Annotated in this window: 10 protein-coding genes; 5 read left to right on the plus strand and 5 right to left on the minus strand. The window is 45.4% G+C overall.

Annotated elements, in window-relative coordinates; all coding sequences use genetic code 11:
- Positions 1-174: 174 nt before the first annotated feature.
- From LZZ85_RS13025 to LZZ85_RS13045, 5 genes are all read left to right on the plus strand, one after another.
- Positions 175-3,357, plus strand: coding sequence for a SusC/RagA family TonB-linked outer membrane protein (locus LZZ85_RS13025; RefSeq protein WP_237872367.1), 3,183 nt, complete (start codon positions 175-177; stop codon positions 3,355-3,357).
- A 10-nt stretch (positions 3,358-3,367) separates the two neighbouring features.
- The gene (locus tag LZZ85_RS13030; protein WP_237872368.1) at positions 3,368-4,909 is read left to right on the plus strand and encodes a SusD/RagB family nutrient-binding outer membrane lipoprotein; all 1,542 of its coding nucleotides are present in this window, start codon (positions 3,368-3,370) and stop codon (positions 4,907-4,909) included.
- 287 nt (positions 4,910-5,196) lie between these two features.
- Entirely contained in the window at positions 5,197-6,915 is a 1,719-nt protein-coding gene (locus tag LZZ85_RS13035; protein ID WP_237872369.1) for an IlvD/Edd family dehydratase, read from the plus strand.
- Positions 6,916-7,043: 128 nt separating this feature from the next.
- Positions 7,044-8,213 (plus strand): endo-1,4-beta-xylanase, encoded by a 1,170-nt coding sequence (locus tag LZZ85_RS13040; RefSeq protein ID WP_237872371.1) that lies wholly within the window; start codon positions 7,044-7,046, stop codon positions 8,211-8,213.
- Between the two features lie 595 nt (positions 8,214-8,808).
- Positions 8,809-9,276, plus strand: coding sequence for an Hsp20/alpha crystallin family protein (locus LZZ85_RS13045; RefSeq protein ID WP_237872372.1), 468 nt, complete (start codon positions 8,809-8,811; stop codon positions 9,274-9,276).
- 149 nt (positions 9,277-9,425) lie between these two features.
- Here the strand turns inward: LZZ85_RS13045 and LZZ85_RS13050 are convergent, their stop codons facing one another.
- From LZZ85_RS13050 to LZZ85_RS13070, 5 genes are all read right to left on the minus strand, one after another.
- Positions 9,426-10,475 carry a DUF5694 domain-containing protein gene (locus tag LZZ85_RS13050; protein ID WP_237872373.1) on the minus strand — a complete coding sequence of 350 codons (1,050 nt, stop codon included), beginning with the start codon at positions 10,473-10,475 and terminating at the stop codon, positions 9,426-9,428.
- A 440-nt stretch (positions 10,476-10,915) separates the two neighbouring features.
- Complete coding sequence (locus LZZ85_RS13055) at positions 10,916-11,365, minus strand: hypothetical protein (RefSeq protein ID WP_237872375.1); 450 nt, start codon at positions 11,363-11,365, stop codon at positions 10,916-10,918.
- A 509-nt stretch (positions 11,366-11,874) separates the two neighbouring features.
- Entirely contained in the window at positions 11,875-12,261 is a 387-nt protein-coding gene (locus LZZ85_RS13060) for an Imm44 family immunity protein (protein ID WP_237872377.1), read from the minus strand.
- 627 nt (positions 12,262-12,888) lie between these two features.
- Positions 12,889-13,167 carry a hypothetical protein gene (locus LZZ85_RS13065; RefSeq protein ID WP_237872378.1) on the minus strand — a complete coding sequence of 93 codons (279 nt, stop codon included), beginning with the start codon at positions 13,165-13,167 and terminating at the stop codon, positions 12,889-12,891.
- 515 nt (positions 13,168-13,682) lie between these two features.
- On the minus strand, positions 13,683-13,880 hold the full coding sequence (locus tag LZZ85_RS13070) for a hypothetical protein (RefSeq protein WP_237872380.1): 198 nt from the start codon (positions 13,878-13,880) through the stop codon (positions 13,683-13,685).
- Positions 13,881-13,980 lie beyond the last annotated feature (100 nt).

Here is a 13,980-nt window from a genome sequence, read left to right on the forward strand (position 1 = left end):
GCAGAAATTGACGCGTTTGCCTGAGCAGTCGATTCTTTCCAACGCAACCGAAACGGGCCAAAGAAGTTTGTACAAAATTCTTCAGCGATACTTTTTGGTAGTTCTCCCCCCGGCAGGGCTGTATATTACGGCAGATTGCAACCAAATTTAACGACCACAACAAAAGACTTGCTTATGAAAAAGATGCATTGCCTCGTGTATGAGGTAGGCTTAAAACTTCTTTCTATTATCTTCTTTACTTTCTTCACTACCACCATTTTTGCACAAACCATTACCGGAACGGTCAAAGATGAGTACGGTGTAAAACTGTATAATGTATCAGTTGCCGTCAAAGGAACATCGGCTGGCACGGTTTCCAATGACGAGGGTAAATTTTCCATTTCCGCTCCCATTGGCTCTATATTGCAATTCAGCTACGTAGGGTTCAAGCCGCTGGAAGTGACCGTAACCAATTATCAGCCACTGGATCTTGTGATGCAGGTATCCGGCGAGAATCTCGGGCTGAGCGAAGTGGTCGTGACCGCACTTGGTATTAAAAAGGAATCACGAAAGCTTGGCTATTCAGCCACCACCGTCAGTCCTGATCAGCTTACCGTGAATCGTACCGCCAATCCGATCAATGCACTACAGGGAAAGGTGGCCGGCTTAAACATTTCAAGCCTTGGGACCGGACCAGGCAGTACATCCAAGATCAGGATACGTGGTCAATCATCGATCAATGGACAGAATGGCCCGCTTATCGTCATCAATGGTGTACCGGTTGACAACACCAATTTTAACGAGAATACCAACGGAGTGAAAGGCGGCGGTGTCACGGCTGATGGCGGTGACGGTCTGTCCAGCATAAATCCGGATGATATTGAAAGCATGACGGTGCTCAAAGGTGGACCTGCCGCGGCCCTGTATGGCTCAAGGGCAAAAGATGGCGTCATCATGATCACCACCAAAACCAAAGGCAAAGCAAAAGGGATTGGCGTCAGTTACAATGTAAACTACATGAATGAAACGCCGCTTGATTTTACGAAATACCAGGATCAGTATGGCCAGGGCGAGAACGGAGTAAGACCAACCGCTCCAAACCCTACCTCCGGTCAATGGTCATTCGGTGAAAAGATACAGCCTGGTATGAACCATATCCTGTTTAATAACCTGACGGTGCCCTATGTGGCGCAGGGCAGCCGCATCAAAGAATTCTATCGTCATGCGCAGAACCTTACACACACAGTAACGCTTTCCAATACAACAGATAAGGGCGGCATATATCTGTCTCTAACCAGTTCCGACAATAAAGGAATTATCTCAAATAATTCCTTCAAGCGAAAAGGCATGAACCTCGGGTTCACACAAAACCTGTCAGATAAACTGACGCTGGCAGGAAACGTGAATTACACAAGGGAAGTGAACAGCAACCCACCCAATATCGCTAACCAGGACAACTCCATTCCAACTACACTCATGTCCATGGCCACTACCATGCCGCTAAGTGTGCTGGATGCGAACAAGTATGATCCAAACACCGGCAATGAGTACCTGTATTCCCGGTTTACCAACAGAACAAATCCTTACTGGATCCTCGCGGAACAATTTCACAACATTAAACGTGACAGGATCTTCGGGAATGTATCTGTTACTTACAAACTGCTGCCATGGTTATCTGCGATGGGTCGGTTTGGACAGGATTACTGGAGCAGGGATGAGGACGTGAATAATTTCCCTACAGGTCAGGCATCCCGTGCAGCAGCCCCTTCAGGCTTCTATAATGGCATTTACACGCAGGAGTCCTATCGTTTCAGGGAGAGCAACCTGGATTTCCTTTTGACGGCTAATAAAACCTTCAATGATCTTGGTCTGACGGTTACGGCGGGCGGAAACCAGATGCGCAAATCCAGGAACATCAACAATGTTCAGGTCACTGACTTTGTGATCAGAGATCTTTACACTGTACAGAACGGACGTGCAAAAGACCCTACCTATACGTTGATAGAGCAGGGCGTTAATTCGTTATATGGTTCAGTTGATCTGTCCTGGAAGAACCTGTTCTACCTCACCGGAACAGCACGTAATGATTGGTTCTCGACATTATCACCTGCCAACCGCAGCATCCTCTATCCGTCTGTTTCCGCTGCGTACGTATTCTCTGAATCACTGAAACAGCTCTCCTGGTTATCCTTCGGGAAATTGCGGGTAGGTTATGCGGAAGTGGGAAGTGATGGAGATGTAGCACCTTATTCAAATTTGCTTTTCTATGCTGTTAATGCCAACACGATCACGAATCCTAATGGTCAGCAGGTTTCCGTCGGTGGCCCCGTTGTTACCACCGGTACGGCTACAACACTGCCGAATGGCGACCTGAAGCCAAGCCGGGTTTCGGAAATAGAAATAGGTCTTGATCTCCGGATGTTCAGGAACAGGGTAGGGTTGGATCTTGCCGTATACAGCAAAACCACCAGGGATCAGATCGTTCCGGTACAGATCTCCGATGCATCCGGTTTTGTAAATACCCGTATCAACAGCGGTGAGAGCCGCAACCGCGGTATCGAAGCTTTGCTGAACATCGGCATCATCAAGACTAACCAATTCAACTGGGAGTTCACCGCTAATACAGGGTATAACAAAACAAAGGTGCTGAGCATTATCACCGATAAACCCGGTGAACGCATCACAGTAGGCACCCACGTATTCAATGGTGAAACTAGATTGGTAGTTGGTGAAGAAATGGGGCAGATCGCTGGATTTGGATATCAGCGTGATCCAAAGAACGGCAACCAGATGATCTACCAATCAAACGGTCTTCCACTGCGCACTTCTGAATTCGTGTTATTTGGCAGCGCTCTTCCGAAATGGACAGGCGGTTTTCTCAACACTTTCAACTACAAAGGTCTTTCGCTATCCGTGTTCATCGATTATAAGTTAGGCGGAAACGTGTTAAGCGGTACAAACTTCAACGCAGTAAGGCATGGCCTGCACGAACGTACACTCGAAGGGAGAGAAGGTGGCGTGATCGGGCAGGGTGTTAACCAGGCCGGCGCACCAAATGCCGTATCAGTACCTGTTCAAACATACTGGGAGCATCTTCGGAGCCAGCAGATCATCGAATCTGTTATTTATAACGCAGGATACTGGAAGCTTCGTCAGCTGACACTTGGATACGATCTCACCAGGTTCATTCCTGCTAAATGGCCGGTGAAAGGACTGAAGATAGATCTCGTTGCCAATAATGTTTTGATGATCAAAAAATGGATCGACAATATCGATCCGGAAAGCTTCGGTTTTGGATCTGACAACCAGGTTGGCCTGGAATCTCCCGGTCTTCCCACCACAAGAGGCATCGGCGTAAACGTAAACATTAAATTCTAATCAGGCAGTTATGAAACGAATATTCAATCTCACCTCAATTATACTGATCACGTTGTTTTTCTCTTCCTGTGACAGAAACCTGGAAGAGCTTAATCAGAATAAGGTCAACCCATCCACACTGGATCCCGCTATCCTGCTGAACCAGGCGGTCATCAACTCTTCATTTCCTTTCAAATCGTTGGTATTCGATATCGGCGTGGTGCAGCAGATCGTTACACCAAATGGAGGTGTTGTGGCAGGCGCAAACTTCAACCAGGATAATCGTGATATCACTACGCCGCAATTATGGGCCGTGTATTACCAGAGTGTGATCAAGATGACGCATGACGCCATGGTGAAGTCAAAAGACGCACCGGGCCGTGCAAACCTGTATCAGATGGTAAGGATCTTTCAAAGTTATGCCTACATGATCCTGACGGACGAGTATGGCGATATTCCATATTCACAAGGTGGTGCCGGGCTGACCGAAAATATCCTCTTACCTAAATATGACAGGCAACAGGATATTTATACAGGATTGATCAAGGAGTTGACCGAAGCCTCTGCCGCACTGAACGCTTCTTCACCAATTGAAACAGCAGACGTGCTTTATGCCGGTAATGTCACCAAATGGAAAAAATTTGCGAACTCTCTGCTGCTTCGTGCCGGCATGCGGTTGGTAAAAGTTGATCCAACACGCGGACAATCTGTTGTCGCTGCTGCGATCGCGGCGGGCGTGATCACCGATAATGCGGATAATGCCGTGATCAGGCATGATGCAAACTATACGCATCCGCTCGGTGGCGGGTTGAACGGAAGTGAGGCTGCCAATTTCTACCTTACCAAACCATTCGTCGACCGGTTGAAGAGTACAAATGATCCACGTTTGGCGGCTATCGCGGTACGCTATGTAGGCGCAACCTCTGGCAACGGACAAACTGCCGCTGCAGGTAATACGACGGCTGCCGTTCAGATCGGGATGCCGATCGGGAAAGACAATGGTACGATCGTGGCGCAGGCAACCGCAGATGGACTGGCAAGTTTTTATGATTACAGCCAGGCCGACAGAAGAAGAATACTGAACATTTCTTCACCGGCATTTATTGTAACCGCTTCGCAGACCCTGTTGCTGATGGCGGAAGCAAGATTCAGGAACTGGATCACCACCAGTACTTCCGCGCAATATTTTTCGGATGGCATCAAAGCACATATGGATCAAATGGGATCCTACCATACAGGAACTGCCGTATCAGCATCTGCAAGAGACACCTATATTGCCAATACACCACTGAATGCAGGATCGGAACTCGAGCAGATCAATACACAGTATTGGATCTCTTCCTTCCTGAATGGGCCCGAGGCATTTGCGAACTTCCGGAGAACGGGTTTCCCGGCCTTGACACCCAATCCTTACGGACAACCGAATAACCCTGATGTGCCGAATGGAACGTTCATCCGCAGGCTGACCTATCCCACATCAGAATTAGCTGTTAATACAGCCAACCTGAATGAGGCAACGGACCGGCAGGGTGCTGATAAATTGAGCACAAGGATCTGGTGGGATAAGCAATGATCATTTATAAAAGTTTTATATAGCAGTTAGTCAGACCGGATGTTTCCACACCTGGTCTTTTCTTTGATTGACAGGCGTAGGGCCCCCTCTAAATCTCCCCCTTCAGGGGAGACTTGGAACAGTCCTGATAATAAAAAGTGTCCAGGTATGTCGAACATGTTGTTCGACATATTTGATGCTGCTTTCATAATGAATGTGCGAAGTCTCCCTTGAAGGGGGAGATTTAGAGGGGGCCTGTGCCGCAGCGAAGCAAAAGCCTGATCACATGATCAAAACTCCTAATCAAAATGGGAAAAGAATTAAGAAGCCGCGGCTGGTTTGGCCGTAAAGATAAAGATGGTATCATCTACCGGAGCTGGATGAAGAACCAGGGCATGCCAACAGACATGTTCGATGGAAGGCCGGTGATCGGGATCTGCAATACGTTCAGTGAACTTACGCCCTGCAATGCGCATTTCCGTGCGCATGCTGAAGCAGTGAAAAAAGGTGTGCTGGAAGCAGGTGGGTTCCCGGTTGAATTTCCGATCATGAGCCTGGGCGAAACATTATTGAAACCCACGGCGATGTTATTCCGGAATCTTGCCAGCATGGATGCCGAAGAAAGTATTCGCGGCAACCCGATTGACGGCGTGGTGTTGCTCACAGGATGCGATAAAACAACGCCTTCAACCGTGATGGGTGCCGCTAGCGTAGGCCTGCCGACTATTGTTGTGCCCGGCGGACCCATGCTGAACGGGCATTATAAAGGGCAATTGATCGGCAGCGGAACGCATGTCTGGAAGTTTGATGAAGACATGAAGACAGGCAAGATGACCCAGGAAGAATGCGAATATGCAGAAAGCTGCATGAGCCGCAGTATCGGGCATTGCATGACAATGGGAACAGCGTCTACCATGGCCTGTATGGTTGAATCGCTAGGGCTCACGCTGAGTGGCGCTGCAGCCATTCCGGCAGCCGATTCAAGGAAAAAAGTAATGGCGCAGTTAAGCGGACGAAGGATCGTTCAGATGGTCCGGGATGATCTGACCATTGATAAGATACTGACGCGTGAAGCATTTGAAAATGCGATCATCACTAATTCAGCCATCGGCGGCTCATCAAATTTCGTGATCCATCTCATGGCCATTGCCGGGAGGATCGGCGTAGAACTCACGCTGGAAGACTTTGACAGGTTGGGAAGCAAGATACCTTTGTTGCTGAACCTGATGCCTGCCGGCAAATACCTGATGGAAGATTTTTATTACGCCGGGGGCTTGCCTGTAATTCTCCATGAACTGAAAGAACATTTACATAAGAATGTGGTGACCGTCACGGGAAAAAATCATCATGAAAATATTGTTAATGATCATTCCTGCTATAATCAGGAGGTGATTGCTGCATATACAAAACCATTTAAAGAAGACGCGGGGATCGTCGTTGTCAAAGGAAATCTCGCTGCAAATGGAGCTGTGATCAAACCCAGCGCCGCAACACCTTCCCTGATGAAACATACGGGCAGGGCGGTGGTTTTTGAAAGCATCGAGGATTATCATGCAAGAGTGGACGATCCGCTGCTGGATATTGATGAAACCTGCGTGATGGTATTGAAATACGCCGGACCAGTCGGTTATCCCGGCATGCCGGAAGTCGGCAATATGGCGCTGCCAAAAAAAATACTGGAGAAGGGTATCACAGACATGGTGCGCATTTCAGATGGACGCATGAGTGGAACAGCTTATGGCACCGCCGTGCTTCATGTATCGCCCGAATCGGCTATCGGCGGAACGCTTGCACTTGTTCAGAATGGCGACCTGATAGAACTGGATGTAGAACAACGGAAACTTCATCTGCACGTGACAGATGACGAGTTGCACAAACGCAGGCAAGCCTGGCAACCACCCAAACCTGCGGCAGAACGGGGCTATGTAAGTCTTTATATCAGGCATGTAATGGGTGCTGATAAGGGCGCCGATCTTGACTTTCTGCAGGGAAGTTCGGGATCGGAAGTGACGAGGGATTCTCATTAGGAAGTAAAAATTCAAAAGTAAAAATTAAAAAATAGGGTCTGTGTATTTGAAGTCTTAAGACAGTAAAGAATAGATATTTTTCGAGTGAAAATTCAAAAGTTAGACAGGATATGGGTAGCCGATATTTTATGATAGTAAGGAGGAGATATTCTATGCTGATCGCCGCGATGATCTGCCTGATCACGGTTTTTGCAGATGGCGGTTTTGTACATGCACAAAATACGCGTGTTGCATTGAAGGATGCATATAAGGGAGTGTTTATGATTGGCACTGCGGTAAATGATGAAATCGTTTCGGGAAAGAATAAGGGGATGCAGGATATTGCGGTCCGTGAATTCAATGCAATTACGGCTGAAAATGTGATGAAGGCGGCATTGATCAATCCTAAGCCTGGTGTGTTTGAGTTTGCAGCGGCTGATAGTTTTGTTGCCTTCGGCGAAAAGCATAAAATGTTTATCATTGGTCACACACTTGTGTGGCATAACCAGGTGCCTGCATGGTTCTTCACCAATGGGCAAGGTAAACCCAATACAAAGAAAGAACAGCTGGAGCGTCTCAGATCATATATCAGGATCGTGGCCGGGAGATATGCGGGCCGCGTTCACGCATGGGATGTAGTGAATGAAGTGATAGGGGAGGATGGCAACTACAGGCCAACAGCCTGGGTAAATGCATTTGGCAATGGAGATACGCTGGTCAAATATGCCTTTCTTTTTGCATCGCAATATGCTCCGGGTACGGCATTGTATTATAACGATTTCAATACCTGGCGTCCCGCAAAACGGGATGGGATCATCCGTTTGGTAAAGATGCTGCAAAAAGAAGGCATCCGGATCGATGGAATAGGTATGCAGGGGCACTGGGGACTTAACTATCCCGACAATAAGTATATTGAAGATGCGATCGATGCCTATGCTTCCTGTGGTGTGAAAGTGATGGTCACAGAGCTGGACGTAGATGTCCTGCCGCTGACAAAAGAAGGCCAGGTGATCGGCCAGGGAATGGCTGATAAGCAGTTCCAGTTAGAGGAATTTAAATCCTTTCTTGATCCCTATAGAAAAGGATTGCCCGATAGTGTCCAGGTCTTGCTGACCAAGCGTTATGCAGAGCTATTTTCGATCTTCTACAGAAAGCGGGATAAGATCTCAAGAGTTTCTGTGTGGGGGATTGCGGATGACATGAGCTGGAAAAATGATTACCCGGTGCCAGGCAGAACGAACTATCCGTTGTTGTGGGACAGGCAGCTGAAGCCAAAGCCGGCGTTTGATGCGATATTGAAGATTCCCGGGCAGCAATAACAAATCCGGCGGACCACTTTAAGCTATTCAGCAAGGGGACCGCGGTGCTTCCAGGAGGGATCAAAATCGACTGGCGTAGACTTCCCGGAGATTTTAAGCATTGGTCAGGTTAGAACAAGGTAGTTAGCTGTCTTGTCTGCCGCCCTGCGTAAGGCCCCCTCTAAATTTCCCCCGAAGGGCTACCGTGTACCCAGAAGTATTTGAATGGCGTAGGGGAACGCGGCGGACGCGGCGATACGCGACGTACGCAGCGAAAACAGTCATAGCAGACTTTGTATTCGCCGCGTACGTCGCGTATCGCCGCGTCCACCGCGTTCCTTTACGCCACTCGCTAGTTGCGTTAACTACCGCCTTGCTGCAATTTTTTCATTTTCCACTGAAAAAAAATCAGTTCGAATGTCAGTTTTTCAGCGCCGGAGCTGATGGCATTGTGCTTGTTCGGCAATTCCCAAATCAAATGTTATGCGACAACTCATCCAGCTATTCAAAAGGCGGATGCGTAACCGCCCTGATAAAAAGGACGGATGGCCGCATGGCGATAACCCGTTCTTAATATGGTAATCCTATTTATCAATTTAAAACATGGAGGTGATTTATGAACAACACAATTCAAAAACAGACTGCTGTAAATCCAAAGGAGCTAAGTCATGTGGTTGACGGACTTTTCAACAATACGCTCCGCCGTTTCTTTGATGGGAACTTATGGGATACAGAAATGCCCGGACATAAGAATGACGTACCTGTGAATGTACGTGAGACCGACCAACAGTATGAAGTGGATGTGATTGCGCCGGGATGCCGTAAGGAAGAGTTCAGGGTCATTGTGCAGGACAATGAATTGCAGATCTCCTTTATACAGGACGATCAGAAAAAACAAACCCAGGAAAACGCCGGCTGGGTCAGAAATGAATATGTGCTACGTTCATTCAAACGTCATTTCACGCTTGATGAAACGGTGGATTCAGCCAATGTCAGCGCAGCCTATATTGACGGCATCCTCAGGATAACTTTGCCAAAGAGTGAGAAGGCAAAGCCACGGGCGCTGTCTGTAGAAGTGAAATAAGGTCACTATCATTCAAAGCAGTCTTGCTTTGGCAGGACTGCTTTATCTTTTGACAACGTCAGATCGTTATTACCGGTGAGTATTATTGATCGAACGGTAGCCTACCCCGTGTTTTATTGCCGGTGCGCCGGTTTATTCATTCGGTCTTATTAAAATTCGTTTATATTTCTTACCCGGACCTGGGGCATATTACGGAAAATATCCTGCATGTATTTTCTATGATTGGCGCCAGCAATAACCACTATTTTCGTAACGCCTGCTTTACGTGCACGGTTTACTACATTTTCGCACATTCCTTTGTTTCTCATGAGCCACCAATGGATCTTCGAAAGCATTTCTTCTTTTGGAAAGTTGTTCATTTCATACATGTCCTGCAAATAGAAATCTCCTGATGCCGAGATGCCTGCCGCCTCGTCGGTATTCAGCCATTCGGTCACTCTTTTCGAATGCTTTTCAATAGAATCATATATGGCATAACCGCTGTTGATCCTGCCAAGATGAGACTTTAATTCGTTTTTGAATGCCAGGCTCGTATCCTTGCGGAATACATTGAATTTTGCGTCAAACGCAGCCCAGGATGCGCCCCAGTTCAAATCATAGTCCTGGCAATCCATGGAAAACAGTTCCTTTATGCCCAATTGCTGCATCAGGGGAAACGCGATCACTGCATACTCCGAGGTTTTTAATCTCTTCATGCTTCTTCCCGTCGTATCCAGCTTGGGAGAAAGTAAACTATCTACATATTTTTCGAGCAAAGTATTGGGTTCCCGCTGCAGGTGGCCGAATACTTTCCAGAATTGATAATGCGCGTTCGCGACATCCTGGTTAAGATAGTATGCGTGGGACAGATCAGCTTTGATATAATAATTTGCCGTGTCCAGCAAGGCTCGTTTCTTCAGACTGTCTATCCTGCCCGGCAGCAGCGCCTTGGGGATGTGCCGGTTTTTTTCAAGGATCTGCAGTCTTTTGATATTATCCGTTTTACACCAGTAATCCATTACAAGCTTTTCATCTTCGCTGCTGAGAAATTCTCCAAAAAAGGCAGCAGGACGGAAATCTTTAATTTTTTTATGAATGCCAGAGAAATCCTGGGCAGGATATCCGCTGTAGTTGTGGGAAACACCTATCAACATTATATCCAGCTGTTGAGCGATCACACTGTTTGAAATAAAACAAAGAAGTAAGAGTATCAATTTCATGTTGACAGATTTTATGGAACCGCTTGCTGCGGGTTAGCTTTTGGATCGCTAAGGTATGGATAATACTGGTCAGAAATGTTGCTTATAGTGTGGCTGATCTCTGGAGGTGAGTGCCGGAGGTATGATCGGATGAATGAAGGACTGGCCGATTTTTCGGTATAGCCGTCAAACGTCGACGGGTGATGTGTATTCCGGTTTTCTGGAGGTTATTAACCTATAATATGTCACAGTAGTCTGAACCACTGGTTGTCATGAGTACAGTTTATTTTGCCATAATTAGTTGCGTTTTCAACAGATTCGAACTAAGAGAAATGAATAGTAAAAATCTTTCCGAAGAAAAATAACTCTTCATGCCGTCAATACCGCTAACTTTTCCAGATAGCTTAATTAAACAGTTTTGCCGGACGCCTGGGATGCTCAATTTTTAGAAACACTACTTGTTATAAAAGAGTAAGCTTCAGATCATCACTGCCCTGCGATAAATCGACGAACACAATTCTTTTAGTACGGTTTGTTGACAGGTATTTTTTAGCAAGTTCAATGCTAAACTCGATTGAGAGGGGACCGAGTCCGGCAAGGCCGACAATAACTGTGTCATGTACTTCAAGCTCAGAAAATACACAAATAAGTAGCATTCCTGTGAAATCGTTAATCGTCCTTAGCGTTACCCCCGAGAATTTTCTGATCTTTCTGGTCATATTGTCAACAATCGAGGCGCTTAAGGTTTCGAAGTGTGGTATAATTAGCTTGTTGCCTCTAACAGGGAAGTTAAAGCACCGATATTCTGGTGAGTTGATCCATCTATCAGTAACGAACAAAAGATTACAACTTATTATGGCGCAAGCCCCGCCACGAATTTCGATCTGTGCCTTTTCAACGTCAAAACGCATATTACCATTTTCTCTTTTAGTGTTGGAAATTTATACACTTTAAAAATACCATATCCAGACGCTTTGTTTGCAGTTGAAATGTTAAGACTAGCTATCAATTGGGTAACATACTGCTATCTTTTGCCTTAAAAAATGCTGGATCCCGTTACTACCCGGCAAGATGGTACAATGAGCAATCTGATGCATCAATTACCAGGATCAAAATCAAACGATTGGGCACTTCGCCAATATGGACAAAAGGCAACCTAAAAGATCAACGATGTGTTTGAGAATAATAAAAGGATTTGCATCTCCAAATCGGGTTAATCCCTGAAAATGTTTTCATCTTTGTTTTTCAATCGCATACGATTGTATTTGCCACTAAGTGGTAATAGTAATTGGGGCATTTTAATGCGATACTCTCAGCTGCGTCCCAAAATGGAAATAATAAAGCCGCACTGCTGCGGCTTTATTATTTGAATATCGGTTACTCATTTTCAGAATAAGGCATTGAGCTCTTGGTAATGAAATTACCACTGAATTTCACCAACACTAGTTTTGAGATCTGACAAAAAGCGTTGTTTATTAAAATCATCAAACTTGTATTTACTGAACGTTGCTTCAGTTATCTCGACGATCTGGCGGCGAATAATTGCTTTTTTCTCGTCCATAGACACATTTTTAATCAAGAAATAGTCAAGAAGAATATCATACGTGAATAATGCCTCATCTTTTTTGAATCGTTTCCTTTGTTTAAAGTCATATCCCCTTAATATCAGTAATGCGTTGATCTCATTGATAGAAGTTCCATATTGATGTTCGCGAAAAAATGCCTCTATGCCGTCAACCATCGGATAAAGTTTGCTATAACTTATTCCGGTTTGCTCGTCCCATTCTAAAAAAACTCTGAAATTCATGTTAGTTTATTGAGGTGTTGTGTTTCCTGGAGGCAGTTCCCCATTGTATTGAAGAATATAATAAAGCTGCTTCATTCTTTTCACATAAGTACTTGATCAACCGGCGCAGGACCGACTCTGATACAAGGGTCAAGCCAGCACCTATAGACTTGTAATACTTAAGGGGATACCGGGTAGGGCCGTTTTTTGTTGTCCCGGTTAACCCATAGTCTTATTCCCAACCCTTAACGAACAAAACAACAATCAAGGGTTATGCGTATGTCTCCGGCTACGCATCGGCTTCGAAGAAGGCGTCCGCCTACTGTTGCCAGCCAGTCGTTGGCCGATCTATCGCCCGCTGATTTGTTTCGCGCATTTGAAGACGGCCTGTAGTGCTAAGGGACTTTTCGATGTCGGTACTATCACCTAAAATCTGCAAGCGGACGGTTTCTGCGAAACCGATGCGTAGTTTGAAAATTACGTATAACTCGTGACATGCGAAAAGTCATTCCCAATTTGAATGTACTGGAAATCGCGGTGCTGAAGTATTTGTAAAGCCAGAGGATGAAGGCGGGTTCCGCCCGGCGGAACCCATAGTTCGCTTGAATCGGTTATTGAGATGTAGAATAACTTAAGCATGTTAGAAAATTATTGAAAAGGTAAGAAAGGTAATCCTTGTTCTGGCGGATTCTCACCATTATGTGCGAGTTGATATTGACTTACAAGATAACGCTCATACAGATGAGCCATTTCTTTTGCCGGAAGAATTCTTTTTGTTATTTGCCTGATCATCAGTTGTGGATACCTGGCTCTCAGAATTTCGCCTTGAATACCACCTAATTGAGAGTCAGGTCGTCTTTTTCCTGCACCGGAGTAGGTGTCGTAATCTCCACTTGCAACTCCATATTTCAAAGTTGCCCATGTCAAGTAAAGATATTTTCATCAAGATCTTACCACCGGAATATCAAAAATAAAAGCACGACATGCGCTGGGCTTTTATTTTAGCAGAAATTCAATCATTTAAAACGCCCTTTCTTCAACTCTACTTTATTTTGTGTGAACTCCGCGTCGCACAATTTTTTATTAAGACAATCTGTCGCTCTTTGAAAGATAGGAATAAAGAGTCAGAGTTATATTTTTCGACTTTATAGTTTATGTCTCTTATCCCAATCGAATCTTTGTAAACATTCCATTTATCAGAAACGACAACATCTCCATCACTGTATTTAAAAACTGAGTCTGTTCGGGTGTCGTTACGAAAGTTGTAGTAATAAAAGAAGCATTTGCCATCTGTGAGAAATTGATAACAGGAATTTACGGGATGAGGAGAACCTTTTTCGTATATATCCCAGAAACAATCATCGGACAGGCTACTTCTCAAACTTCCGCTCTGGCTACATGCCGCAATGCTGCATGTAGATATCGCAATTATAAAGTAAGATCTAATTTTCATCTGTAATTGGTTTATAGGGTACGGTAAATAGCCTTTTGTTATTTTGATAGATAGTTGTGGTGAATTTTTCCGGGTTTCCGGGCGGAGTATCAACACTCAGTTTGTACCCCAGTTTATTGGTAGCATTAAAGCTTTGTTGAGCGACAGCTCCATTGCAAAGCAACAATAACGCAAGTACTTTTTTCATATTTATTGTTTTGGGGATTTCGGGTGCCCATCATCATATGCCCGATAAAGCATAGTGTTCAGAAATCTGATAAGGTTTCATAATCAATTGTTTCAAATTT

Origin of the sequence: Terrimonas ginsenosidimutans, from assembly GCF_022012415.1 — a bacterium.
GTDB classification, from domain to species: domain Bacteria; phylum Bacteroidota; class Bacteroidia; order Chitinophagales; family Chitinophagaceae; genus Terrimonas_A; species Terrimonas_A ginsenosidimutans.

Excerpts from the sequence above, each read along its gene's own strand:
- LZZ85_RS13070 (WP_237872380.1), bottom strand. The coding sequence starts at position 13,880 with ATGAAAAAAGTACTTGCGTTATTGTTGCTTTGCAATGGAGCTGTCGCT.
- LZZ85_RS13045 (WP_237872372.1), top strand. The coding sequence starts at position 8,809 with ATGAACAACACAATTCAAAAACAGACTGCTGTAAATCCAAAGGAGCTA.
- LZZ85_RS13040 (WP_237872371.1), top strand. The coding sequence starts at position 7,044 with ATGATAGTAAGGAGGAGATATTCTATGCTGATCGCCGCGATGATCTGC.
- LZZ85_RS13050 (WP_237872373.1), bottom strand. The coding sequence starts at position 10,475 with ATGAAATTGATACTCTTACTTCTTTGTTTTATTTCAAACAGTGTGATC.
- LZZ85_RS13030 (WP_237872368.1), top strand. The coding sequence starts at position 3,368 with ATGAAACGAATATTCAATCTCACCTCAATTATACTGATCACGTTGTTT.
- LZZ85_RS13035 (WP_237872369.1), top strand. The coding sequence starts at position 5,197 with ATGGGAAAAGAATTAAGAAGCCGCGGCTGGTTTGGCCGTAAAGATAAA.
- LZZ85_RS13055 (WP_237872375.1), bottom strand. The coding sequence starts at position 11,365 with ATGCGTTTTGACGTTGAAAAGGCACAGATCGAAATTCGTGGCGGGGCT.
- LZZ85_RS13025 (WP_237872367.1), top strand. The coding sequence starts at position 175 with ATGAAAAAGATGCATTGCCTCGTGTATGAGGTAGGCTTAAAACTTCTT.
- LZZ85_RS13060 (WP_237872377.1), bottom strand. The coding sequence starts at position 12,261 with ATGAATTTCAGAGTTTTTTTAGAATGGGACGAGCAAACCGGAATAAGT.